A 25,145-nucleotide genomic window follows, 5' to 3' on the forward strand; every position below is an offset into this window, starting at 1 on the left:
ATAAGGTTAATTACAAACCTAGTATTAAACAAAAGGAAAAAAAATATAGCTTATCCACTGTGCTTGCTTTGCTATATCTAAAAACAATCGGACGAATATTGCCAGGGAGATGGAATAAATGGGCAGAGAATATCCTACACCACAATAAAGTTATTGTGAATAATGGAGTTCAAACTGATGCTCCCGAAGTAGTAGATCAAAGTGTTCAAATTTCTGAAGTTGTAGCACAAGAGGTCCAAAGTAAAATAATTAGTGAAGGTAAAACTACATTTAAAGATACAGAAATTCAGACTGAATTTGTTGAGACAGAGGATAAGAATGAAAAATTAAAGGAGCAACTGGAAGGTGTAAGTCAGGCACTAGAGGTGTTCATTGGGCTCTGTAATAATCAAGCAGAGTATATTGAAAATTTACAATTAGAGAGTGATTTTTTAAAAGAGGAAAAAGAACAATTAAACTCCTTAATTAAAAAACTTAAAGAGAGTTATAAAGAATTAGCAAAAGTTGCACGAAAAAGAGGAGAAGAATTTTTAGTACAGTTGAAGAAAAAGTCTGAAGAGATATTACATTTGCAGAAAGAATTAATTGAGCGCAGTAAAGAATTTGCAAATAAAATAGAAATGCTCTCAGCAGAGATAGAAAAAAAAGATAAGAAAATAGGTAGTTTAACGGAATTAAATAAAGCATTAGAACAAAAGGAAAAGGAAATGGAGAATAAAAAGAACGAACAACAGCAAACTATATTTACAAAAGACCAAAAAATAAAAGAACAAGAGGATTTAATAAAGTCATTTCATGAAAATAAAGATATAAATGAAACTGTGAAGAAAGAGAATGAAAACCTACGAGTGCAAAAAACAGAACTTGAGAATGAAGTTAGTAAGTTAGAAGACGAATCTGATGCTAAAATAAAGGAATTAAAAAATCAACTTGAGGAGAAACAAGCAGAATTAGAACAAGCTAAGAAAAAAAATACTGAAGTAGAGGACCTTACAAGAGAATTGGAAAGTACTCAGCAACAATTAGAGCAAGAAAAGACTAATCTAAATACCATTGAAAAAGAGAAAAAAGAATTAGAAAGTGAAGTTGACAAATTGCAGGAAAAATCACAGAAATTAGAAGAAAGTAACGTTGAAATAAAGAAACAAAAGGCAGATTTGGAGGGAAAATTAAAATCTTCACAAGGGGAAAATAAAAAGTTACAAAAACAAGTTGAACATCTGAGTGCAAAAAAAACAGAAAATATTACAACATTTTCTACTAGAAATAATAAAGAAATACCTAATCAAAGTTTGACATCAAAAGATAAACAAACTGAAGTTTCAAGACCTGAAAGTGGACAACAAAAGTTAAAAAATGAGCTAAAAGACGCTAGTAAAAAGCCAGAAGATATTAATAAAGAAACTAAAGCACAAGCAAAAACTAAAGAGGTAGATAAAGTTAGTACAGTATCTATTGCAAAATCAACTACTTATTCTATAATTTCAAAGAGTTTATCTAAGCTTCGCGGGAATGAGGATCTCAAGAACTTTTTATCTAAGAAAAATGAGGAGTTGAAAAAAAGTTTTCCTGAATTTAAAGAAAAACACTTTTGCCATAACGTGCTTAAGAAAACTATACAATCTCTAGTATATCAAAATGGTTATAAATTTAAAAGTGATAAGTTACTTGCACTGTTGGAAGAGAATTTGGTTAAATCTGGAAAAGCGATCATAGAAACTAAGGTTAACAAAGTTGTTGAAGAACTTGCTAAAGATTTTGTTAAAAAACATGATCTCAAACAGGTAATTTTTGTTGAGAGGTGTGCAGAAAAGTTGTACTTAAATGAAGAAGATAGTAAAGCAATACTAAATTCTTTCACAGGTTTTTTGGCTAACAGAAATGATAACAATAGTGATTCAGTCAAAGAATTTATTGTGAAGGAGTTAATAAAAGCTGAAATGAAATGTTTTTCATATAAGATTCAGGGATTACAACTGGCATCAAGTATAAGAGATAAATTTTTATCCCCAAATCAGGGAATGTGTAATCAGACTCAAGGAGGAGTAAACGAGTATCAATTAACAAAGAAAGCTAAAGAAAAATACAAATTAACACCTAATCCTTCCATGAGTCACACTAATAGCACTCCGGTAAGTGTGAAGCAAGAAGCAATGTCTAGATAAAACTTTTAGCATAAAGTATCAGCTCCTCCTTTGTTAAAGTGTAGGAGCTGTCTTCCCAGTGTTGTCGTAGCAATTCCAAGTTTCTACCTAAATTTTTTCCTGGTTGATGACCTATAGTTATTAAATCATCACCAGATAAAGGAAATTTTGGAATGTTAAACATCTTAGCAAATGAAATATACTCATCAACATTTATTCCAGACTCAATACCACAAATCTTCATTAAGTCACAATATAATTCCTTACCAAATAAAGATATGTATTTCTTTTGCTCTTTTTCTGAAAGCTCTGTTTTGATATTGTTTGATAATAAAAATAATATTTTTTTCTTTTGCTTATTTGAAAGACGTAAAAACTTGCTCACTTCTTCCCCAAGACTAACTCTATCTTCAGCAGTCCTAATAAGCAACGCTAATTTTGTTAGTGCATCGATTGTGGGATCTAGGAAAGGCGTATGGCCATACGCTGAGGGTTTTGTAGGAGGTTTAGTGTTGATAAGAAGTGGTGAAGATAAAATTTCGCATTTTACTTCTTTTGGAATAATTTTTTGTAAAACATCAGATTTTTGCATGCTCTTAAGTGTTGGAGCAGGATCATTGCATTCCAAGAGTTTAAATATTTCTTCTCTTATTCTCTCTCCAGAGAGGTTTTGAATCATGTGCGAATGCTCTTTGCATACATCCAATATTTTATCACTTAAATCTCCTATGCATATTTTAGCGTGAAAACGAAACGCTCTTAAAATACGTAGATAGTCTTCCTTAATTCTATCTTCAGCGTTGCCTATGAAGTTTAACTTTCGCGCTTTTAAATCTTCAATTCCACCAAAGTAGTCGTATATATGGCCATGCTTGTCTGCATAAAGAGCATTAAACGTAAAGTCGCGCCTTGAAGCATCAGCTTGCCAATCATTAGTAAATTCTACCTTCGCATGTCTACCGTCACACTTTACATCATGTCTTAGCGTTGTAATCTCAAAGGACCTTTTGTCTAAAATTGCAGTGATAGTTCCATGTTTCAGACCAGTTGGAATAGTCTTTATATTGCAAAGCTTAAGCGCTTTAATTGTTTGATTAGGCAGCAGATTAGTAGCAAGATCAATGTCGTGAATTTCACGCTGCAAAATTGAATCTCTAACACATCCACCAACAAGCCTTGCCTCACCACCAAATTTCTCTATTGCCTCAATAATTATACTAACTTCGTGATCAATTTTCATATATATCATATTACACAAAATGCAAAATTTTCGCAAAAAGCCTCATATAAAAATATATAGGCAGGAGAGTGGTAAAATAAGAGAGTAAAGTGATAGAGTAAGTCTACAACAAATCCAGTGCCTAGAAACTTATAAGTATAAAAGTAATGTTAAAATACAATGTTTTCGATGATTATAAAAAATCTGGATGAGCTACTTGCATGACACCTTTGTAGCCTTCTCTTTTCATCCCAGTACCTGCTCAAGTAACTGACACTGGTTCCCTTTATGATGGTGTTATCCGAGTAGCTCATCCAGATTTTTATCAGGAACGTTGATTACTCTTTATTCTTCGCCCTTCCTGCACGTTTACGTTCATTTGGATCGAGGAACTTCTTACGCAAACGTATAGATTTTGGAGTTACTTCTACCAATTCATCATCGTCTATATATGCTATCATATCCTCCAGTGTCATTATTTTTGGTGGAGTAAGCTTTATAGCTTCATCGCTACCTGAAGCTCTTACGTTTGTTAATTGCTTACCTTTAAGTACATTTATTTCTAAATCATTGTCACGACTATGCTGACCGACAATCATACCACAATATACCTTATCTTGTGGCTTAACAAACATAATTCCCCTATCTTGCAGATTGAAAATTGCATACGCTACTGCTTCGCCTTTGTCTGTTGAAATTAAAACCCCATTACGCCTTCCGGAAATTGAACCTTTATGTGGAGCATAACTGTGAAATAAACGGTTGATTATACCAGTGCCGCGAGAATCAGTTAAAAATTCTCCTTGATAGCCAATTAATCCCCTTGATGGCACTAAAAATGTCAACCTAGTTCTGCCACTACCAGAAGGTCTCATGTCAGTTACTTCACCTTTTCGAAAGCTAAGTTTTTCCATGATGATTCCACTATACTCATCATCTACATCAATTACTACTTCCTCTATAGGTTCAAGTTTTTTGCCATCTTCTTCTTTAAACAGCACTCGAGGCCGTGAAACTGAAAGTTCAAAACCTTCCCTTCTCATATTTTCAATCAGTACCCCAAGCTGCAACTCACCACGTCCACCTACTTCAAATGCTTCACCACTTGGAGCCAAAGTTACAGTAATTGCAACGTTTGTTTCTGCTTCTGCATATAAACGATCTTTTATAACAGTTGAGGTAAGTTTTGTTCCCTCTTGCCCAGCAAAAGGTGAGTCATTCACGCTTATAGTAATCGCCATTGTTGGCGGGTCAACTGGAGTTGAGCTGATCGCAGTTGTAACTTCTGGTGCTGCTATAGTGTCTGAAACTGAAGCTTTCTCAAGTCCTGCAATGGCAATGATATCACCAGCTACAGCTTGCTCTACTGGAACGCGTTTTAAGCCAGAAAATGAGAGTAACTTAGTTAATCTCCCTCGCTCAACCACTTGACCATCAAGATCAATTACCTTAAGATCTGAGTTAACTTGCGCGATTCCTTGGTAGATCTTTCCTGTCAATATTCTGCCAAGAAATTTATCAGATTCAAGTAAAGTAACTAGCATAGCAAAAGGTGCATTTTGATCATAAACGGAAGGTTTTATGTAATCTATAACCGTTGAAAATAATGGGCTTAAATCTTTTCTCTCATCAGATAGCTCCTTAGCACACCAACCATTTCTACCTGAAGCATAGAGTACTGGAAAATCTAGTTGCTCGTTGGTTGCATCAAGGTTAAAAAATAACTCATATATTTCATTTAGTACTTCATCAATTCTGCTGTCTGGTCGATCAACCTTATTGATTATCACAATCGGTTTTAAATTTGCCTTTAGTGCTTTTGACAACACAAACTTAGTCTGTGGCATTGGACCTTCTGCAGCATCAACCAGTAGTAATACACCATCTGCCATGCAGAGCACCCTTTCCACTTCTCCACCAAAATCCGCATGTCCTGGTGTATCAATGATATTGATTTTCTCATCACCCCACATTATTGACGTACATTTTGCAAGTATTGTAATCCCACGTTCACGTTCTTGATCACCACTATCCATCACTCGTTCTTGAACTTCTTGATTCTCACGAAACGTGCCACTTTGTTTTAACATGTTATCAAGTAAAGTAGTTTTTCCGTGGTCAACGTGTGCAATTATTGCAATATTGCGGATTGATTTAAATTCACTCATTTCTTATCATTTCAAATTTAATTTAATAACAAGTATACGTATAATATATTTAGAGTAAATAACTAAAGCCGTGCTTTCAGAGTATTTTAGGCAGATCATGGAACTCTAACAAAAAGGTTTCATGTTCGCTGTACTTTGTAGCAACTAACACCAAGACAAAGAAGAATCTTGCTTTAGCAGTACATTTATATAAAATTAAATAAACTAAAGTAATCATTTAAATGCTAACAAGATTCGCTCCAAGCCCAACTGGCTACCTACATGTAGGAAACATACGCACTGCACTCATTTGTTGGATGTACACACGTAATCAAAATGGAAAATTTTTACTACGTTTTGATGATACTGATCTTGAGCGTTCAGATATCAAATATGTAGATAATATCATAGAAGACCTAAAATGGATTGGCATAAATTGGAATTCAAGTTTTAAGCAATCAGAGCGTTTTGAGAGCTATAACGAGGTTTTCTTACAGTTAATGAAAGAAGGTCATATTTATGCATGTTATGAAACAAGAGAAGAATTAGACACTAAACGAAAATTGCAATTAAAACAAGGTCTTCCCCCTGTTTACGATAGAGGTGCGTTGCTTCTAACTGAGCAAGAGAAAATTCGTTATGAGCAAGAAGGACGAAAACCACATTTCAGATTTAAATTGAATAGAAACGAAATTGTAAAATGGAATGATGAAGTTAAAGGTGAAATAAATATTGCAACAATTCACATTAGCGATCCTGTGGTAAAAAGAGAAGATGGAATTTATACATACATGTTACCTTCTGTTGTTGATGATGTTGACTTTAATGTAACCCATGTTGTACGCGGGGAAGATCATGTAACTAATACCGCAGTTCAGATCCAAATTATTAAAGCATTAAAAGCGAAAATTCCTATATTTGCTCACCTTCCCCTACTACATTTTGATGATAGCAAGATATCGAAACGGAAAGGTGGGTTGGATATTAAGTCCATAAGAGAAGATGAGATTGAGCCAATGGCGCTAACTAGCTATTTAGCAAAACTTGGCACATCTGATCCGATAGAAGCTCATGTTGATATGCAGTCTTTAATTAACTCATTTGATATTAAAAAATTTAGCTCAGCATCTGCACAATTCAGCTTGAGTGAAATGTATAAGCTAAATAGCAAAGTGCTGCAACAAATGCCATTTGAAATGGTGCAAGATCGTTTAAGTCAAATTGGCTCAGAGTTTTGGTATTTTATAAGGAGTAATATAGAAAAGTTTTCTGAGGTGGCCAAATGGTGGAAAACATGCAAATTTGGTATAGAGCCTGTGGTTCTTAATAAAGAGTTTATAAAAATAGCGCTAAGTTCATTGCCTAAAGGTGATTGTAATGAAAACACATTATCAGAGTGGGTTAAAAATATTCGACAGACAGTTGATATAAAGGCAAAAGATCTATTTATGCAGTTGCGCCTCGCTTTAACAGGAACAGAAACAGGTCCAGAACTCGCTAAATTATTAATTTTTATCGGTAGAGAGAGCATTGTTGCAAGGTTAGAAGAAAATCATACAAAAGGTTTAAATGCACCGAATGTATTTGAATGACACCAATAAGCATTGTTCAGGAAATGTGAAAATATTAGATTTCTTGTCATTCCAGTTTCTGCTCCTGTCATTCCAGTGCTTGACACTGGAATCCATAATCTTGCCAAAACGTTGTATTTTAAAATAACTTCTACACATATCCCATATTTCTGGATGGCTTTGTTGCATAGCACTGATAGGCATGTAAATCACAATGAACTTACGCAGCTAATTTAAATTTAGCCATACCAATATCAGTAAATTTGTTCAGTAAGTAGCACTTAATTAACAGCTCTTTTTCACGATTTACCTCTGATTTATTTTTCAAGCCAAACCCAAATATTTGCTTCAACCTATAGAAAAAGACTTCAATATAAGACCGTGCTCCATACTTAACTTTTTTCTTCCATTCATTAATACCATCTTCATAATTCTCATATGACCTAATTCTACTAATATACTTGTTTCTTTCTGATAAGTAGTCAGCTAAACAAATTTTAGTATCCTTCCTAGGGCGAATAATAGGCACAATATTGTATTTTCTGCATTCTTTATACACACTTTTTATATCATAAGCCGCATCTGCTCGAATAGAACAAATGTTATATTTATCACTGACTTCTTCTAACATATCGCAGACCGGCAAATAGTCTACAGCAACACCACTAGTGTAGTTCATGCTTATTGCTTTCTTATCATTTATGTTTAAAATAACATGTAATTTTCTTACTTGACCATAACCACTGTATTTTCTTTTTCGAATATTAAGCTTACTATGCCCACCGTTATTATTGTAGATACTAACTCTAGTGCTATCTACGGCAATTTCAACATTTTCCAGATCATCTTTATTGCTTCTATGGTCATCAATCTTCAAATTAAGCTTTTTAAATCTTCTGGAAGCTTGTGTATAGCTGATAATCTTAAGTTTTTTGCCTATTTGTACCATATAACCTTTTACAAAACCTACAGCTTGTCTCAAGCCAATTCTAAAAAGATGAACTATTATGTGTATTAAAATTACAACTTTATCACTATAAGTGTTATTGCCACCTGCAACTTTTGGACTATTTTCATACCAATTTTCTATGGCTTGATTAACAAAATGAAAAACATTTCCTCTTTTTTTTAGAAACTCATTATATTCTCTTTGGTTACTTACTCTCATTTTTTGTGGCATAAGTTATACTTGTTTGAAAAATGCCTATTTTACAACAAAATGCGTTAGTAACCATAAGCTTTTCTCCTTACAATAACCTCAACCAACACTAGCTATGCAACAAAGCCTTTCTGGATCCCAGTGTCAGCTACTTTCATGACAACATTTAGTTGTTTTTTCTCGTCTACCTTATTTTACTACTCTGCTGAACGAATAACACCAATAGTTAATCTCATGCTGAAAGATCATTTTATGGTCCAAGTCAGTTCTTTTACAAGTCACTTCCAAGCTCATCAAATTTTCTAAGATCTTCTTAAGTTCTGAAAGTTGCAAACTTTTCAAATGAGATTTAAAACTCTGCAATTGTTTGAAGAACAATGGAGGACTCAGCTGGTCAATTGCAGCTTGTTCATTCATTCCATTTTGTATTAACAGCAAAACGCTTTCTAGCCGTAGAAAATAATTTGATATAATACGGATTAATGCTATCGGTGAAAAATTCTCTTGTAATATCAATACATCGGAAATTTTGATGAATTGTCCCATGTCTTTACTCACTATTGCAGAGCACAGATTATCAAGTGTAACATAATCATTGCCGGAGGTTGAAAAGCATAGATCTATATCAGCAAGTTTAAGATCTTTTCTTTTTCCTAGATATAAAACTAATTTTTCAAGCTCTGAATATATAGGCAGTTTGCTATGATTAAAATAAGACTGCAAGTGGTAGATTATCTCACTTGTGCACTCTATATCATTTTGTTTCAAGTAACTTGATATAATATCACAAAGATTACTACCGCTGTCCTTATAGCAGGTAATGACACCGAAAATTTTTGAGCTTTCCATATAACTTTTAGTTGTAGAACTATATGGAAGATCATTTGCTATCATTACTATATAATGATCGCCTATATTATGATCCAATATGTTTCTTAACTCTTTAGATATACTTCCACTGACATTTATCAGCTTAACTAGCCTTTTTTTAGTAAACATCGAAATGTTTGCCAACTCGGAAAATAACAAGCCAGGCGACTTATTCACTACTGCAAAATCCATCACCTGAACTGAATACTCATTCAAGTTGGCAATTATTTCCTGTACAAAAATATCGACCTTACTATTGTCACTCCCATGAATTAATACACCACTTAAAGTATCGGGTTTCTCAAGGAATTTTTTAACTTTAGATGGCGTGATTCTCATGCCATCTATATTATATTATCACTACTTGGTGGTACATCATTTGATTGCACATCAGTTTCCAACAATTCTGAGCTTTCTTGATTTGCTGTATTCTGCATATCATCAGACACTTCTTTCTTTCCCGTAACATAATTATAAAAATTTTTTATAGGCTGTCCTATATATCTAGAAAAAAATCCTTCGGCCATATCTTTCACTCCACAAATTAACAATTAGCACATAAAAACAACGTAGCAAAAACTACTTTACGCTCAGATAGTTACACTCATTTGTTAATGAATTATGAACTTCCGAGACCAAAATTAAGTCGATCTACTTAACACCAATCTTATAAAATAAGCAATGATTAAATACACAGCTGCGATAAGTATAATTGCAGGTCCAGTTAATAAGTCAAAACTTGCAGATAATATCAAACCTGATACTCCAGAAATCACAGAAAAAACTGTTGCAACAATAATCATTTGCATTGGAGTTTTTGAAATGAGTCTTGCTGATGCAGCAGGTATTAACAAAAATGCAGCAATGAGTAATATTCCTATTAATTGAGCAGAAATTGCAATAAAGATAGCGAGTATAATCAAAAATTCTAGCCTAACAAAATTAACATGTACTTTCTCAACTGTTGCCAAATCTTGATTAATCGAAATCATCAGCCAATAGCGCCATCTAAATATTAATATCAAAGTAACTATTACGGAGGTTAGAAAAATTGATATTATATTACTTTGGTCAATCATTAATATGTCACCAAAAAGTGAGCTAATAATACTATTATTACCTGATGGAAGAAAAGACATAAGTATTAAACTCGATGATAAAACTACATTGGTAACTATGTTCAATATCGTATCAGCAGAGTATAATTTATTAAAATTAAGAGAAAGTAGTATAGCAAACATAATTGCAATGAGCATTATACTTACCGATGGGCTGATATTAAAGATCAAAGCAAGTGCAATACCAAGCAATGAAGAATGGGACAAACTATCACCTAAATACGATAACCTTTGCCATATCATAAATGACCCTAGAGCTCCTGTGACTAGGCTAATCATAATTACCGCAATTAGACTGTTTATAAAAAAACTCTGTGTAAATATCTCTAACATGCTATCAGATAACTGACAACAAATCTATCTTCAGATATTAAAACGTTATGGGTTCTGCATGCAGAACCCGTCGTCATAAATTCAAAATTTAAATTCTTTTGCTCCATAAGATAAGACTTCATTGAACAATCGCGTATCTTACCAGTACCTATTATCAAAATCTCTATTTCCTCTGTTAAAAAAGATTTAAAATACTCCTTGTTATTTATATCACTTTCTTTCAATTTAATCACCTTTTTAGGAAAAATTATAATTGAGCCATGATATTCTTGATTATTTACCCAAAATCTTTCTTCCCTGTAACCATCTATAAGATTTTTCTTCTTGGAAATTAAGGGCATAAATCAAACCATTAATTCCGTGTCGCACACCCACCATTCTGGATATTCCTTTTTGATATTTGCCGCTGCAGCTTTTGCACTTTCTTCACTATCAAACATTCCAAAACACCCTACACCACTACCTGACATACGAGAAAGTATAGAGCCTTCTTGTGACTCTAGTGTTGATATTACATTCTGAATTTCAGGTACAAGACTTATTGCTGCTTCTTGCAGGTCATTTTTTGTCTCTTTAAGAAGCTCTAACAAATTCTCCTCAGTGTTATCACTCCACTTAATTGGCTGAGAGAAATCCTCTTTATACTTGGAAAATACTTCTGATGTATTCAAAAACTTTTTTTTCGGTTTCACAAGTACCAGACTTGTGGGTAAAGAGCATTGTTTAATGGGGCATAATTCCTCACCAACACCTCTGACAAAAACTGGCTTACTATCTATACTTGCAGGCACATCAGCACCAACGCTTAAAGCTATATCATTTAAAATTTGCCTATCAATGTTCCAAAGCTCTCCCAGCATGCGTATCACAGCTCCAGCATCTGAGGAACCACTACCAAATCCCGCAGCAATTGGTACATTTTTTACAACCTTCACAGTGACTTTAGTGCGTACAGTAGCATGCCTAAGCAGTAGACTCACTGCTTTCGTTATAGTATTATATCGATAATTTATTCTAAACTCAGAATTTACAAATTCAACTGTAGAGTTATCATATCTAAAGTTTTTTTCTCCTACTTTTATCTCTAAAAAATTAGAAAGTTTAGCAAAGACAACCAAACTTTCAATTAAATGATACCCTCTTTCTTCTCTATTTATAATATGTAAAAAAAGATTGATCTTTGCAGGAGCCTTTACACAAAAACTTTCCATCTGTATATCTTCACTAACACTATCTTATTTACTATACTTGAAATGCCACTTCAGTCAAACTTTATACACTCCTAATGAGATCAAATGCCATAAATCCTAACTTCTCTGTATGGGTAAGTGCATCAGCTGGTACAGGTAAAACAAAGATCTTAATAGACAGAGTATTAAGACTTCTATTAGAGAATAAGAGAAATATTCTCTGCTTAACATTTACCAATGCTGCAGCAAATGAAATGGAGGATCGCATTTACAGTACACTTAGTAAGTGGGCAATATGTCCAGAGGGTATATTGGTCACAGATTTAGAACAATTAGCCCAGTGTGTGACCAGAGAAAATAAAGATTATTTAACAAGAGGAAGAAGGCTTTTTTCTGAACTGGAAAATCTTGGTCTTAATATTCAAACTATACACGCCTTTTGTTACAAATTAATCTCCAGCTTTCCTACAGAAGCTGGTATCGCTCCAAATTGTACGTTGAGCGAATGTAAAGAATTGCATTCCATCGTATTTGAAAAAACGCTTCATAATGAAACTGTGCAGGACGATATAAATATCATTGCAGCTGAAATTGATGAAAACAAGCTGAGTGATTTGCTCTATACCTTATGTATAAAGAGATCAGCTCTAGAAAATAATTTAGGATATATAAAAGATAAACTAAGCGCCCCAGATAAGATTCACAATTTACAGAGTGAAACAATTGAGCAGATAAAAAGATTGGCTAAAATATTAAGTGAGGGAAGCAAAAGAGATCAGAGTTACAGTGCGATACTTTATGATTGGTGTAATAGCACAAAATCGTCCGTACCAAATGTTTTCATCCCAGTGCTTGACAACAAGATAGAGAACTTAGCTAAAGTATTTCTCAAATCAGAATCGTACGAAAAAAAGAGCATATCATCCATTATAACAAAGGGTGCTTTGGAAAAATTTGAAGACGTAGAGCAAATGATAGAAAGCATTCAAAATGCATTGTTTACCCATGTAAAGGACATAAATTCTTATCAAATATTCGCAAGAACCAGTAGTTTACTTAGTATATTAAAAGTATATATTGATCTATATAATAATGAAAAATCAAAGAATGCACTGCTTGATTATGATGATATCATCAATTTAGCAACAAATCTCCTTAGCAATCCAGGCAATAAAGATTGGATATTGTTTAATCTAGACCAAAAAATAGACCACATTCTTGTTGACGAGGCACAAGATAATAGTATTAGTCAATGGAAAATTATAACAAGTCTCTGCGATGAATTTTTTACCGGCAGTGATGAAAAGAGAACTTTATTTGTTGTTGGCGATGTAAAACAATCAATTTACAGATTTCAAGGAGCAAATCCCCATCTATTTAATTACATGCAGCAATATTTTCACACGAAAACCGGTGGCAGAGATTGGGTATCATGTCAACTTGAAAAGTCATTTCGCTCAACTCCAGAAGTTTTGATGCTTGTAGACAGAATATTTAACAATTTTCGTGAAGAAATATCTTTCAATGATAACAAGATAAAACATATTCCATATAGAGAAAACGATCAGGGATACATTGAAATTTGGCCGTTACTGCCAGGATATGAAGAGGAAGAGCAGCAAGCCTTACAAATTCATTTAACACAGAGGAAAGATTATGTAGTAAAGGATCGATTACTTGCTCAGGCAATAGCCCAAAGAATTCACAATTGGTTAAATGAAGGGCGGATTTTAGTCGCCAAAGATCGCCATATAGAACCAAGGGACATTATGATTTTGGTACGGCAACGAAATGCGCTAGTTGACTACATAATAAGTGAACTAAAAAAAGTAAATGTACCAATTATAGGCCGAGATTATTTTAGAATTATGGATTACATAGCTGTGCAGGACTTAATAGCTTTGGCTGAATTTTTGCTCCTCCAGGCAAATGATCTTGCTCTTGCAAATGTTTTAAAATCACCGCTATTTAACTTTACTGAGGACGATTTATTCAATATTGCATATAATCGTAAAGAGCAGTCATTGTGGGAAAAAATTCATGATTATCATGAGGTTATTTATAGCGAATTAAACTATCTGATTAACTTATCTCAGACAAAATCCCCTCTTACATTATTCACGCATATATTACGCACAGGTAAAAAGAAATTTGCTGCAAGGCTAGGTCTTGAGTGCTTCGAGATTCTAGACGAATTTATGAACCTCGTATTGCAATTTGAGTACCCATCTCTTCAAGCATTTGTTCAGTGGATCAAAGAAAATAATCCTGAGATTAAAAACGATATGCAATCAGAACTCAATGCTGTACGAATAATGACAATTCATAAATCAAAAGGTCTACAAGCTCCAATAGTGTTTTTAGTTGACACAAATACAGTACCAAGAAACAGCGAAAATATTTTGTTTGATGCAACGGAAGCACCGTTTTGGTGTGGCAAAAATAGTAATGCTTATTGTAATCAAGTGAAAAGAGAGAAAAAACTAGAGGATTATAACGAATATTTGCGTTTGCTGTACGTGGCACTTACGCGTGCTGAAGATGAGTTATACATTTTAGGCAAAGAGCCAGTGCAAAAGGGCTCTTGGTATGATCTAGTTATTCAATATGGAGCATTATATGAGAGGAAAAAACTATACTTACAGCCGATATTTAAAGAAAAAGTTGAAGTGCTATGCATGAATGCAAACTACCCTTCTATTTATAAAAAACGTGATTATTTTGATGTTCCAGTGATTTCACCTCCATCAAACCTATCAATGTCATTGCAGCACGTGACGCTGGAACCTGGAGAAAAAAAGCCATTGTCAAGCACTGGGATGACAGATGAGAATGCTGGAATGACAAAAAGGAGCATTGGGACGACAGACAGCTATGCAAGAGGCTTAATAATTCACAGTATATTGCAATATATGCCCAAGATAGAGAAAGACAGGAGAAAAAATTGGGTCAGGAAATATCTTGATAGCATAAACACTAGTGAAGATAAGGATGAAATTTACAGCAAAATATTAACCTTTAATGAAAAATATGATTACCTGTTCGACTTGGAGGGCAAATCAGAAATTCCACTTAGTGGAACAATTGACGGAAAACCAGTATTAGTGCGGCTAGACAGACTGTGCATAACAGAAGATAAAGCAATCATAATTGACTATAAATCACACCATAACGTTTCTATTTCCTCATCAAATGAAATAAAAAAGCAAATGTTGATCTATAAAACCTTAGTGCAAGAAGTCTACCCAGATAAGCAGGTAGAGTGCGTGGTTATTTGTATGGAAGATTTAACCTTACAATCGATCTAAACTCAAATGTTCGTATAGTAGCTACTTGCATTTGTTGTAAACTCACTTTTACTCTATAGTTATCTTTTTACTACCTTATCTATTTTCTGAACTGATTTTCGTATTAGAAAACATCCAATAAGAAGAATTATAAAAGGAATAAACCATAAAATGTAGGTACTAGATTTTACAGGTGGTACAATGATAATTGAATCTCCATAAGAATTTTTTAACTCTGAAACTATTTGCTCGTTAGTATATCCATCACTGATCTTCTTGCGAATTGTCTTACGCATACCATATGCAACTTGAGACTCAGATTCGGATAATAATTCACCAGAGCATACTGGACACTTTATTACTGCAAATAAGCTACTTGCTCGCTCTTCCATGCTTTCGTCTCTTAGTTTATCATCCAAAGTAAAAGCATTTATGCTTAAATGGAATATCAATGTAAAAAGTAAGCTAATTACTATTCTCATTCTTGGTGAATTGAGTGATAAAATCAGTAGTGGATAATTTTCCAATAAAGCCTGAACCTACATTATTGTCGTACTTTATTGAAAATTGAATGTCGTTATCAGTGATTTTTTCTGATAAGGAAGATATTGATTTTTCCAATTTATCTGCAGTCTTTGAATCATTAGTCATAAACGAAATTAATTCTTTATAATTTGATATGGCTACATTGATTTTATCTTCAAATGAAGATGTAACTAAATTGTAATTACTTACTCCACCATTCGCAGCAATAGAAAAGTTATTACTCTCAATCAAAAAGTTTTCTATGTTGAAATTAATCTTAGAAGCTGAAATATGGTTTACAAATTCATAATCTAATTTAGCGTCGACACTAAGGTAATTTTCAGGACTTGCAGTATGTTTATAACGGTAAGTATAAAAATCAAATTCTAGTTTAGTATTTTCATTCAGTTCTTTATCAAAGTGAAATTGAATATAATTACTTTTATCATTCACTTCAGTTATAACACTTTGCTGATTTTCTAAAACATCACATCTTAATCCATAATCTTCGTAACGAAATGTATCTATATAGTCTATTACAGTGCTATTTCTGTTGAATTTTAATGAAGATAGTAAATCATTTAGTTTAACAACAAAGTGGCTACTCACGTGTGTGTGACACTTTATATTCTTTTTCTCATTACTACGGACAGCAATGTTTACTTTATTGCTTGGTATATAGATATATACTGACTTATCAAATAATCTGTTTTTTATCACTAAAGCTTCAGATGAAACAGTTAATTGCTCATTAGAAAACTTTGGATTCGTTACACGAAAAACTAGGTTAAAAGGAAACCCCTTAAAATCATGTGAAATATCAACTTTTTCGTCATTAATGTAATCAGTTAAAAGACTTTCTACCTTAAATGCAGAAAAATACCAAAAACCACTATACGCTAGAGGAATAAACAAAGGTAAGGAGATGAGAATATAGATAAAAATTTTACGCACGATCCTCTTATTTATCTAATGATATATTTCTTGTACCTCTTGGCACGGTTACGCACAAACCGTCAATATCTTTTGTGATTTTTATTTGGCATCCAAGCCTCGATGTCTCTGTTAAACCGAAAGCTAGGTCCAGCATATCATTTTCCTCATCAGATATAGGGTTATGTGTTTCTACAACATCATAAAATTTTGAATCAACAATCACATGGCATGTAGAACAAGCAAGAGAGCCTTCACATGCACCTTCAAGCAGATCTGGATCACTTCTGTGGGCTAAATTAAGCAGAGTTTCTCCTTCTGCAGCTTCATAGCTTTTCTTACTTCCATCAGGTAAAATAAAAGTAACGGATGGCATACTATTAAAATCTCTATTAACTTTTCTATATTCTACAAATAATAACTATTATTTGCAAACTCTTTGAAATTCCATCGCCTATCTCTTGTAATCTGTATTCCTATTAGGACCTATATTTACTATCATATCTCATATAGTATTTCCTATTGCATTTATAATAAATAACAAGTTCGTAAAGATCATTTGGTAGAGCAAAAAAACTCAAAACCCTTTATGAATTTATATGTTCTCAGTATTCCTGAATTATTAATACCAAATCCCTATAATGATACTCTAAAACCATATGTCTGTTAGTACTATGCAAGAAAGCCATCTATGGTTAGCATAATTTCCACAAAGCTACGGAAAGAGTTGTGTTATATTTATGGTAATTGAGGAGCTACAACCGCATGACGTCTGCCATTAATAACTATTTCACTTATTGCAACTGCTGCAAAAACAAAACAATAATATACTTTTGTTAGTACAGCAATAGGTGAAAGAGAGGCAATGCTGCTTGCTAGCAATACTTGAGAACCATAAGGTAAGATACTTTTTGTGATCGCAGTAAATATTTCTAATAAATACGCACTACGGTGTGGTGCAATGTTATATCTCTGTGCAAGTCTTTTCGCAATATTACTAGTTAATAAAATAGCAACAATATTGCTGGAAACCAAAACGGTAAACATAGATGATATGCCTGCAATCATAAGTTCAGCTTGACTTCTTGTAAGATTCACTTCATCGGTGAATTTATCTATCTTTTTCTGACTGTATTCGTACATTAAGTGGCTTAATCCACTACTGAAAAGAATAAATATCATTACCTCATTCATCTTATTAAAACCCCTACATATATCATGAGAATAATCAATAATAGAATAATCAAAAAAAGCTATTCCTAATATTCCAGCAACAACCATATTAACAGCTAATGTTACCAGTGTGTTTATTTCAAATAAACCCATAATTATTAAAGATATATAAGGGATAATTTTGACTATGGATAAATAATTCAGACTTGAGAGAGAAACAACTTCTGTGCTATTTGAAATCATTACTAGATAAGTAAGTATTATAAGACCTGTAACAGATCCTGTCTTTAGGGTTAGTTTTAGTTTATCCTTTACTGAAGCTCCTTGTGAAGAAGTAGCAGCAATAGTAGTGTCAGATATCATTGAAAGGTTGCTGCCAAACATAGCTCCACCTATCACAGCTCCAACACCCACTGCACAATCAAAAGCTCCATTTTGTGCTAAATTAACAGCTATTGGTGTTATAAGTGCAATAACTCCGATTGATGTGCCGATTGCACTTGAAATAAAAGTAGAAAGTAAAAACATTCCAGGAAGTAATAATCGTGCTGGAAGAAAGCGAATAGTTAAGTTAGTAATAACATTTATACTACCAAGCGATTCAGTAATAGTAGAAAATGCTCCAGCAAATAGAAAAATCAAACACACGGTAAGAGTAGTTTTATTACCCATACCTTTTATAAGTGTATCAATACTATGCTGAATTTTGTTTTTATTGAATAGAACAGCAAAAAATAATGCTGGTAATAAGCAAACTAACGGTGAAATTTGATGAAGAGGATTGCCAAGTCCGATAAAAGAAAAATAAATACCACTTCCAAGGTATAAAGCTAGAAAGATAATGAGAGGGAGAAATGAAAACACTTATCGTAGTTGAACAAACCAGAAATATACTAGAATAAGCTATTTTAAGCAACTACTAATACAGTGTTTTTCTAATAATTTTGAACATCTTAAGCCATCTACTTTTGAATAAATTCCATTTGCATTTCTTGTATACTATCCTCTATTTGCTTTATTTGTTCTATTAGCCTTTCCTCTAAGTCAAAATTACCGCCCAGCCTTGCTTTAATTTTTTCTTCTTGTAATACATTTAATTCTTTCCGTAATACTATGTTATTCCAGACAGTTTCTGCCGATCTCTTCTCACTTAATTGACTATTTAGTACGCTAGTTTTTTCAAATATAAACTTTATAACACTAGACTCCTGTAGCAGAATTTCTTTATTAAAGTTGCTCTCATTAGTTACCATATTAATTACGCACTGTTGTAATTTTTTCATCTCATTAGTAAATTCGAAATGAGAAAATTGCTCAAAAAATATAGGACGGTTCAAGATTTCAGGAAATTCTACGGCTATACGCAAAATTATGGCCTGATTTTGCTCTGCTTCAATTAGCTCTGGAGATTTATTGTAAAGATACTCACCTTTTGTTGCTTTGCTATTAAAAATCAGCTTTTTAAAGTTTCTTCTTAATTCACTGACCTTATTGTAAAAATAATCTCTATAATACCTTCTAATACTGCTGTTACCGATAGCATTGACATATTTCATGAACTTGTGCTCAAGAATTGAATATTTTTCCGGAGCAAATTTTTCATAATTTTGCAAATTGCTACCAATTATGTGATGCCATAAATATTCAGAGTGCAGTTCTGTTGAGCGGTTAAAAGCGGATAGTACATCTTCCGTCTTATATTCTAGTTCATTGCATATATCGTATGGGTCCTTGTTGCTTGGCAAAGTCACGAACTTCAATGTGTATCCAGGCTCCAGTATCGGCAGAACAAGTTCTGCAATTCGAATAGCAGCATGACATCCAGGACTATCGCCATCCATACAGATAGAAATTTCTTTAGCAAGTTTCCAAAGATTTTTTATCTGCTCTGCAGAAATTGCGGTACCAAGCGGAGCAACTGTATTGCTAATTCCCGCTTGATGTAGTGCTATTACATCCATATATCCTTCAACAACAAATAGATGCTGTTTTTTGCGTATTTCACTCAAAGCAAAGTTTAATCCATATAAATTTTCTCTTTTCTTAAAGAGCTGACTCTCTGGGCTGTTTAGATACTTCGGCTGTTGCTCAGAGTTCAGCGCACGTCCGCCAAAACCAATAACTTTGACCGTGATGTTGTGTATAGGAAATATCAGCCGATCATAGAAATAATCACGAGAATTCTTATTTATTAACCCAACATCGATCAAAATCTCGTCTTTAATACCAGAGGAGTTCAAATATTCCTTCAAGCCAGAACTTGGTGCATAACCTATCTTAAATTTATCTATGATTTTGAGTGAGATCTTGCGCTGCCTTAAATAAGCCATAACACCTCGATTTTTCTGCGCGAACCAACTTGCAGCTAAATTCAGTGCTGAAAACAGTTTGTCATTTTCTTTAGCAAAGCTGAGGTTTTTGGGTAACTCAACACCTGCAACAGATGCCAAATTTTCCAACGCTTCCTTAAAACTTAAGCCCTCAGTTTGTGAAATAAATTCAAACGCATCACCATGAGCTGAGCAACCGAAACAGTAATATAAGCCCTTAACATTGCTGACCGAAAAAGATGGAGTTTTTTCGTTATGAAATGGGCAGAGTCCAACAAAACTATCTCCTCTTTTTATTAACCTAACTTTTTTTCCTACTATGTCGGACAACAATAATTTTGACTTTATAATATCTATATGATCCATTTTACCGAATGAGTAGTGGTAGGATAAAATTATATAGAATTTATGCATATCTGACTCGAAATTTATTCAGAAAGATCAGGAGAGCTTGACAAAAAGCTCAAAATAAATTACCCATATAAATACCCTTAAGTTGCAATTTCTTATATGTCAGATGTGATATCAGTTGCTTCAGACCACGCAGGTTATGAACTAAAATCAGAAATAAAGACTTACTTGGAAACTTTAGATTATACAGTGATAGACCGTGGCTGCACTGCTGAACAAAAGAGTGTAGACTACCCTGACTATGCTGCTGAAGTTGTAGAAGATATAACAAACAAAAAAGCAAATTATGGAATATTAATTTGCGGTACAGGTTTGGGCATGAGTACTGTGGCAAATCGTTTTGAAGGAATCTACGCTGCTTTATGTAATAGTGTTGAGATCGCAAAATTAGCTCGCGAGCATGGCAACGCGAATATACTGTGTCTTGGTGCAGGGTTTACTGCGAGTGGATTAGCAAAAGACATAGTCAAACAATTCCTCGAAACAGAATTTTCAAAAGAAAGTAGACATAAAGAACGCCTTGATAAACTTAGCAATATTAGCAAGAAAAAAACCACAAAAACTTATAATGAAGATGAAATATCAAAATTCGCTAAAATAGCAGGTGAATGGTGGGATGAGAATGGCAAGTTCAAGCCATTGCACATGATGAATCCTGTGAGAGTATCATACATCGTTGAGAAAATAAAAGAATTAAAAAAATGCGATTTAAAAGAACTATCATTGCTCGATGTTGGTTGTGGTGGTGGCATTTTGTCAGAGTCAATGGCGCGTATTGGTATTAGCGTTGCGGGAATAGATGTATGTGAGGAAAACATAAAAGTGGCACAGTCGCATGCGAAGAAAGTAGGGTTAAATATAGAATACACACACACTAGCATTGAAGAGCTAAGCAATGACAAGAAGTATGACGTGGTTTTGTTGATGGAAGTGGTTGAACATGTCGATAATTTAGAGTTTTTCATGAAAAAAGCAATAGAGCTGTTGAAGCCAGAAGGGCTAATTTTTATATCGACGATAAATAGAACTATTAAATCCTTCTGTCTTGCAATAGTCGGCGCAGAGTACATATTAAACTGGCTGCCAAAAGGCACACATAATTGGAATAAATTTCTCAAGCCATCAGAAATTGCAAATCATCTAAGGGAAAACAATGTAACACTACAAGATATGACTGGTATGGAATATAATGTAATAAAGCGTGAATGGAACTTGACCAAAGGTGTGGATGTTAATTATATACTTTGTGGAAACGTTGTAATTTGAAATCTCATTCAAGTACTAGAAGGTAATGCAAATATTTTAGGCAGTTTTACTTTACTTAGCAGCTAATTTATCATATGTATTTCCATAGGATATCGCTATATTAGAATATGTTACAATTACTAACCTTACTTGCTGTTATCACTTCGGTTGTATTTTTTGGTCATCTAGTTCCAATGGAAGTGAAAACCTTCTTGTATTCAATAAGCCTTAGTATAAAAGAGATCTTACTATTTATAATGCCTTTTATTGTTTTTGCATTAATCTTTAGTAGTGTTAACAATCTTAAGCAGTCGGCTATAAAGTTTATATTGTTACTTATTATAACGATTTTCTTGTCGAATCTAGCTTCAAGTTTAATAGCTTATTCTGTTGGGCATTTCATCACACAAAACACTTATTCAATACAAGATATAACATATGAAGAAACAATTGTTCCTTTATGGTCATTTAGGATACCTGCATTGCTTTCTAATTTTTATGCCCTTGCTTGTGGATTTGTATTAAGCATATTAGTGTCCACAATATTACCAAAAAAAAGCAAAGAGCTCTCGAACAAAATGTTAGATTTAACTCTCTTTATTTTGAAGACATTTTTGACGCCAATTATTCCAATGTTTGTACTTGGTCTTGCTTTAAAAATGGAACATGATCAGGTTTTACCCATAATATTTAAGGATTACTCAATAATTTTTATTATTATATCATCTTCAACTTACCTTTATGTTTTTCTCTTATATGGAGCAGCAAATTCGTTCAAGATCACAAGCTGGATAGCTAGTATAGGTAATATGATACCAGCATTTATTACTGCAATGAGCACAATGTCTAGTAATGCAGCTATGCCGCTTACTCTTGAAGGAAGCAAAAAAAATGTAAAGCAGCATGATATAGCATCGTCTGTTGTGCCAATAACTGCTAGCTTTCATTTAGTAGGTGATTGCTTTTTTATTATAATACTATCAATGATAATGACTTTTGGTGGTGCATTGTCTGCAACAGACTATGTGACTTTCCTTCTCTACTTTCTGTTATTTAAATTTGCTATTGTTGCAGTTCCAGCGGGAGGGATTATGGTAATGTTGCCTGTTCTTGAGAAGTATCTTAAATTCTCCCCAGAGATGCTTTCATTAATTACAGCATTGTATATAGTGTTTGACCCAATAATAACTTCAGCAAATGTTATGGGTAACGGTGCGTTCACTATGATGTTTACAAAGCTCTATGATAAGCTTAAGTGATGTCCATTCTAGCAATTAATACTGTAGGTGCTGGTAGTTCAATAGCAGTAATTGATTACGATGGTAATTGTTTTGTAGAACGCAATTCTGCAAACAATAGTCATGCAGAATCATTTTTTCAAATACTGAATACTTTGTTTGATAAGCATAATTACAGCTACGATAAAATAGACTATTTAGCAGTGATAGTTGGACCAGGAAGTTTTACTGGAATCAGAGTTGGTATATCAACTGCACAAGGTATAAATCTTGCTACAAATAAGCCGTTATATGGGGTTAGTGCCCTGGAAGCTCAAGCATATGCAATATCGCTACTTTGTACAAATAGCAAAAAAAATATTAAAGCTATAATCGAAGATGATCAAAAGTTTTATACGCAGTTATTTGATTTCAATTTGTTACCGCTATCAAATCCTGCTGTAGTAAGTGAACTCCAGCCTGAAACGCACTGCATTACATATATGGATTGCAGTTTACCAAAGTTGGATGCTAGCCATGCAGCGCTATTAGTCCGTTATAGACTAAAAAATAAACAAAAATTAAATGGGGTTGAGGCTCTATATTTAAATGAGCCTCAGTATATGAAATCGTTGCCTATTGCGTAAACACTATTAATTTGTAACCGTTCACGGATTGTGAGAATGAATTAAAGAACTAAGCAGTGACAGCTACTAGATTCTGTAGCTTTTGAAAGGGGTTCTGGCCATTTAGACGTGATGTCAAAAATATCGACAACATTCTTTCCACGTAACCGTTCACGGAATATTCCCAATTAGGCAGGAATAGCGACTAAATTCTGTAGTTTCTGGACAGGATTCTGATCATTCAAACGTGCAGTCAAAAATATCGAAAGCATTCTTTCAATGAACTTTTCTCCACGTTCTGACCAAGTGAAAAAACTATTTTTACGATAAATGACGTACCGTCTAGCCTGACGTTCTGCAAGGTTATTGGTTGTCTCGATCAGATCAGGATTGCGCACGAATCTCCACATCATATCTTCAGAACGTAGTATATTGGCAGCCATTCTCGAGGCCTGAGTTCCTTTTGCAACCCTTGTTATCTCTCGCAAAAAATGTTTCACCCTTTTTCGAATCTTCCTCATTAACCGGAAAAATCTTAAATTGTCTATCAGGTTTTGTTTACGTGCTCTATCTACCACAAATACCCTGTTGCTCAGCGATTTTAATGCTGCGCCAATTCTGCTCACTTCAACATTTTTACTGTAAAAAAACCTTTCAAAGTCCCTTGCTAAATGGGCCCAGCATATCTGTCTGTTTTCACGATTAAAGTAATTATACGCAGCATACCTATCGCTTATAACTATTCCATCATACTCTGGCAATAGCCCTTTTAATATCTTCTTTCCGCGAGATCCAACTAACTTCATAAGTGTTGCTGTTTTATTCGTTACTACCCAACTCCAACCTTTCTTTCCCTGGTTCCTATGGCTTGTTTCATCTATATGTAAATACTTGCTTTTCCGTAGCTCTTCTCTTATTTTTTCGTATTCAGATATACATTTTTCTGATACTCTACCCTCGGTCTTTGATACCAAACCTAGGCTTATATTCAGATTAAATATGCTGCTCAAAATTTGCTGTACTTCCCTTTTTGAATTGATAAAAAATCCACTAAAACTGCTAATTACTGCTTTTGCATTAGCTCCTAAAAGATCCCTTGTCACACCTTCAGGCAGACTAGCTGAGATCCTTTTCTTACACGCCTTACAGTAGCCTTTTTGTAGCCTATATTCAGTCACTATCGGTTTAATTTTTGGCAATTCAACCTTTTGATGCACAGTTTCTTCTTCTAAAATAACTTGGCTTCCACACATGCAAATTGTATCAATTGAACATTTTACCACCTCATCTGCTACCATCAATTCCCGCTTGTGCGCTTCATGTCCTGGCTGCCCGCCTGGTTTTTTATCGCTCTTCTTTTTTGTCTTTTTGCGATATACATCTTGCGATGGTGGCAGCGATGAATTTTTTGAATTTAAACCCAGCTTATCCTCTAGCTCAATTATTTTTGTCCTTAACTTATCATTCTCTGCTTTCAGAGTACCAACTTCTGACTCCAATACCACAATCTTTTCTTGTAGCACCTCTATCATCAACCCCTCATCTATCTAGTTTATTGTTTTTTATACTAATTATGCAATTTTTGTAAACTACTTTCTTATACCGTGAATGGACAAAGTTGATAAGCCTAAACGCCATCATGTCTTT

General features: G+C 33.8%; 20 protein-coding genes. 6 read left to right on the forward strand and 14 right to left on the reverse strand.

The annotated features are described in order from the left end of the window. Window positions 1-59 precede the first annotated feature (59 nt). The gene (locus OPR58_RS00200) at window positions 60-2,165 is read left to right on the forward strand and encodes a coiled-coil domain-containing protein (RefSeq protein ID WP_265022729.1); all 2,106 of its coding nucleotides are present in this window, start codon (window positions 60-62) and stop codon (window positions 2,163-2,165) included. On the opposite strand, the gene OPR58_RS00205 is transcribed toward OPR58_RS00200, so the two are convergent. Together OPR58_RS00205 and typA are read right to left on the reverse strand one after the other, a co-directional pair. Further along, a complete protein-coding gene (locus tag OPR58_RS00205) occupies window positions 2,158-3,384 on the reverse strand; it encodes a CCA tRNA nucleotidyltransferase (protein WP_265023205.1) in 1,227 nt (408 codons plus the stop codon). The two genes, OPR58_RS00200 and OPR58_RS00205, sit on opposite strands and share 8 nt — an antisense overlap. Window positions 3,385-3,701: 317 nt before the next feature. Continuing rightward, window positions 3,702-5,531, reverse strand: coding sequence for a translational GTPase TypA (gene typA / locus OPR58_RS00210; RefSeq protein ID WP_007302691.1), 1,830 nt, complete (start codon window positions 5,529-5,531; stop codon window positions 3,702-3,704). A 221-nt stretch (window positions 5,532-5,752) separates the two neighbouring features. On the opposite strand from typA, the gene gltX reads away from it, so the two are divergent. Then, window positions 5,753-7,102 (forward strand): glutamate--tRNA ligase, encoded by a 1,350-nt coding sequence (gene gltX / locus OPR58_RS00215; protein ID WP_064085301.1) that lies wholly within the window; start codon window positions 5,753-5,755, stop codon window positions 7,100-7,102. 199 nt (window positions 7,103-7,301) lie between these two features. On the opposite strand, the gene OPR58_RS00220 is transcribed toward gltX, so the two are convergent. The 6 genes from OPR58_RS00220 to OPR58_RS00245 all read right to left on the reverse strand — a co-directional run bounded on the left by OPR58_RS00220 (window position 7,302) and on the right by OPR58_RS00245 (window position 11,772). Further along, complete coding sequence (locus OPR58_RS00220; RefSeq protein WP_265022212.1) at window positions 7,302-8,261, reverse strand: IS5 family transposase; 960 nt, start codon at window positions 8,259-8,261, stop codon at window positions 7,302-7,304. A gap of 168 nt (window positions 8,262-8,429) precedes the next feature. After that, a complete protein-coding gene (gene holA, locus OPR58_RS00225) occupies window positions 8,430-9,449 on the reverse strand; it encodes a DNA polymerase III subunit delta (protein WP_007302689.1) in 1,020 nt (339 codons plus the stop codon). Between the two features lie 5 nt (window positions 9,450-9,454). Next, window positions 9,455-9,637, reverse strand: coding sequence for a hypothetical protein (locus OPR58_RS00230; protein WP_015588477.1), 183 nt, complete (start codon window positions 9,635-9,637; stop codon window positions 9,455-9,457). Between the two features lie 114 nt (window positions 9,638-9,751). Further along, a complete protein-coding gene (locus OPR58_RS00235) occupies window positions 9,752-10,561 on the reverse strand; it encodes a metal ABC transporter permease (protein ID WP_007302687.1) in 810 nt (269 codons plus the stop codon). Continuing rightward, entirely contained in the window at window positions 10,555-10,902 is a 348-nt protein-coding gene (locus tag OPR58_RS00240; protein ID WP_265022730.1) for an Mth938-like domain-containing protein, read from the reverse strand. The genes OPR58_RS00235 and OPR58_RS00240 overlap by 7 nt, the downstream gene beginning before the upstream one ends. A 3-nt stretch (window positions 10,903-10,905) precedes the next feature. Then, window positions 10,906-11,772 carry a 4-(cytidine 5'-diphospho)-2-C-methyl-D-erythritol kinase gene (locus tag OPR58_RS00245; protein ID WP_265022731.1) on the reverse strand — a complete coding sequence of 289 codons (867 nt, stop codon included), beginning with the start codon at window positions 11,770-11,772 and terminating at the stop codon, window positions 10,906-10,908. 74 nt (window positions 11,773-11,846) lie between these two features. Between OPR58_RS00245 and OPR58_RS00250 the strand changes: the two genes are divergently transcribed. Next, a complete protein-coding gene (locus OPR58_RS00250) occupies window positions 11,847-15,059 on the forward strand; it encodes a UvrD-helicase domain-containing protein (protein WP_265022732.1) in 3,213 nt (1,070 codons plus the stop codon). A gap of 59 nt (window positions 15,060-15,118) precedes the next feature. On the opposite strand, the gene OPR58_RS00255 is transcribed toward OPR58_RS00250, so the two are convergent. From OPR58_RS00255 to dnaG, 5 genes are all read right to left on the reverse strand, one after another. Next, the gene (locus tag OPR58_RS00255) at window positions 15,119-15,520 is read right to left on the reverse strand and encodes a cytochrome c-type biogenesis protein (protein WP_010401557.1); all 402 of its coding nucleotides are present in this window, start codon (window positions 15,518-15,520) and stop codon (window positions 15,119-15,121) included. Then, complete coding sequence (locus OPR58_RS00260) at window positions 15,504-16,517, reverse strand: hypothetical protein (protein ID WP_265022733.1); 1,014 nt, start codon at window positions 16,515-16,517, stop codon at window positions 15,504-15,506. Before OPR58_RS00260 ends, OPR58_RS00255 begins: the two co-directional genes overlap by 17 nt. Before the next feature lie 7 nt (window positions 16,518-16,524). Further along, window positions 16,525-16,872: a ferredoxin family 2Fe-2S iron-sulfur cluster binding protein gene (locus tag OPR58_RS00265; protein ID WP_007302681.1), complete on the reverse strand. Its 348-nt coding sequence runs from the start codon at window positions 16,870-16,872 to the stop codon at window positions 16,525-16,527. Window positions 16,873-17,234: 362 nt separating this feature from the next. Continuing rightward, window positions 17,235-18,533, reverse strand: coding sequence for a Na+/H+ antiporter NhaC family protein (locus OPR58_RS00270; protein ID WP_265022734.1), 1,299 nt, complete (start codon window positions 18,531-18,533; stop codon window positions 17,235-17,237). Window positions 18,534-18,631: 98 nt separating this feature from the next. After that, the gene (dnaG, locus tag OPR58_RS00275) at window positions 18,632-20,365 is read right to left on the reverse strand and encodes a DNA primase (RefSeq protein ID WP_265022735.1); all 1,734 of its coding nucleotides are present in this window, start codon (window positions 20,363-20,365) and stop codon (window positions 18,632-18,634) included. 144 nt (window positions 20,366-20,509) lie between these two features. On the opposite strand from dnaG, the gene ubiG reads away from it, so the two are divergent. The 3 genes from ubiG (at window position 20,510) to tsaB (ending at window position 23,519) form a co-directional block, all read left to right on the forward strand. Continuing rightward, complete coding sequence (gene ubiG, locus OPR58_RS00280) at window positions 20,510-21,676, forward strand: bifunctional 2-polyprenyl-6-hydroxyphenol methylase/3-demethylubiquinol 3-O-methyltransferase UbiG (RefSeq protein WP_264720061.1); 1,167 nt, start codon at window positions 20,510-20,512, stop codon at window positions 21,674-21,676. A gap of 107 nt (window positions 21,677-21,783) precedes the next feature. Then, entirely contained in the window at window positions 21,784-22,914 is a 1,131-nt protein-coding gene (locus OPR58_RS00285; protein WP_064085278.1) for a cation:dicarboxylate symporter family transporter, read from the forward strand. Further along, entirely contained in the window at window positions 22,914-23,519 is a 606-nt protein-coding gene (tsaB, locus tag OPR58_RS00290; RefSeq protein WP_265023206.1) for a tRNA (adenosine(37)-N6)-threonylcarbamoyltransferase complex dimerization subunit type 1 TsaB, read from the forward strand. The genes OPR58_RS00285 and tsaB overlap by 1 nt, the downstream gene beginning before the upstream one ends. Window positions 23,520-23,686: 167 nt before the next feature. Here tsaB and tnpC read toward each other — a convergent pair whose 3' ends face one another. After that, on the reverse strand, window positions 23,687-25,030 hold the full coding sequence (gene tnpC / locus OPR58_RS00295) for an IS66 family transposase (RefSeq protein ID WP_265022247.1): 1,344 nt from the start codon (window positions 25,028-25,030) through the stop codon (window positions 23,687-23,689). Window positions 25,031-25,145 lie beyond the last annotated feature (115 nt).

Origin of the sequence: Wolbachia endosymbiont (group B) of Ischnura elegans (assembly GCF_947251585.1) — a bacterium.
In the GTDB taxonomy this organism is placed as follows: Bacteria; Pseudomonadota; Alphaproteobacteria; order Rickettsiales; family Anaplasmataceae; genus Wolbachia.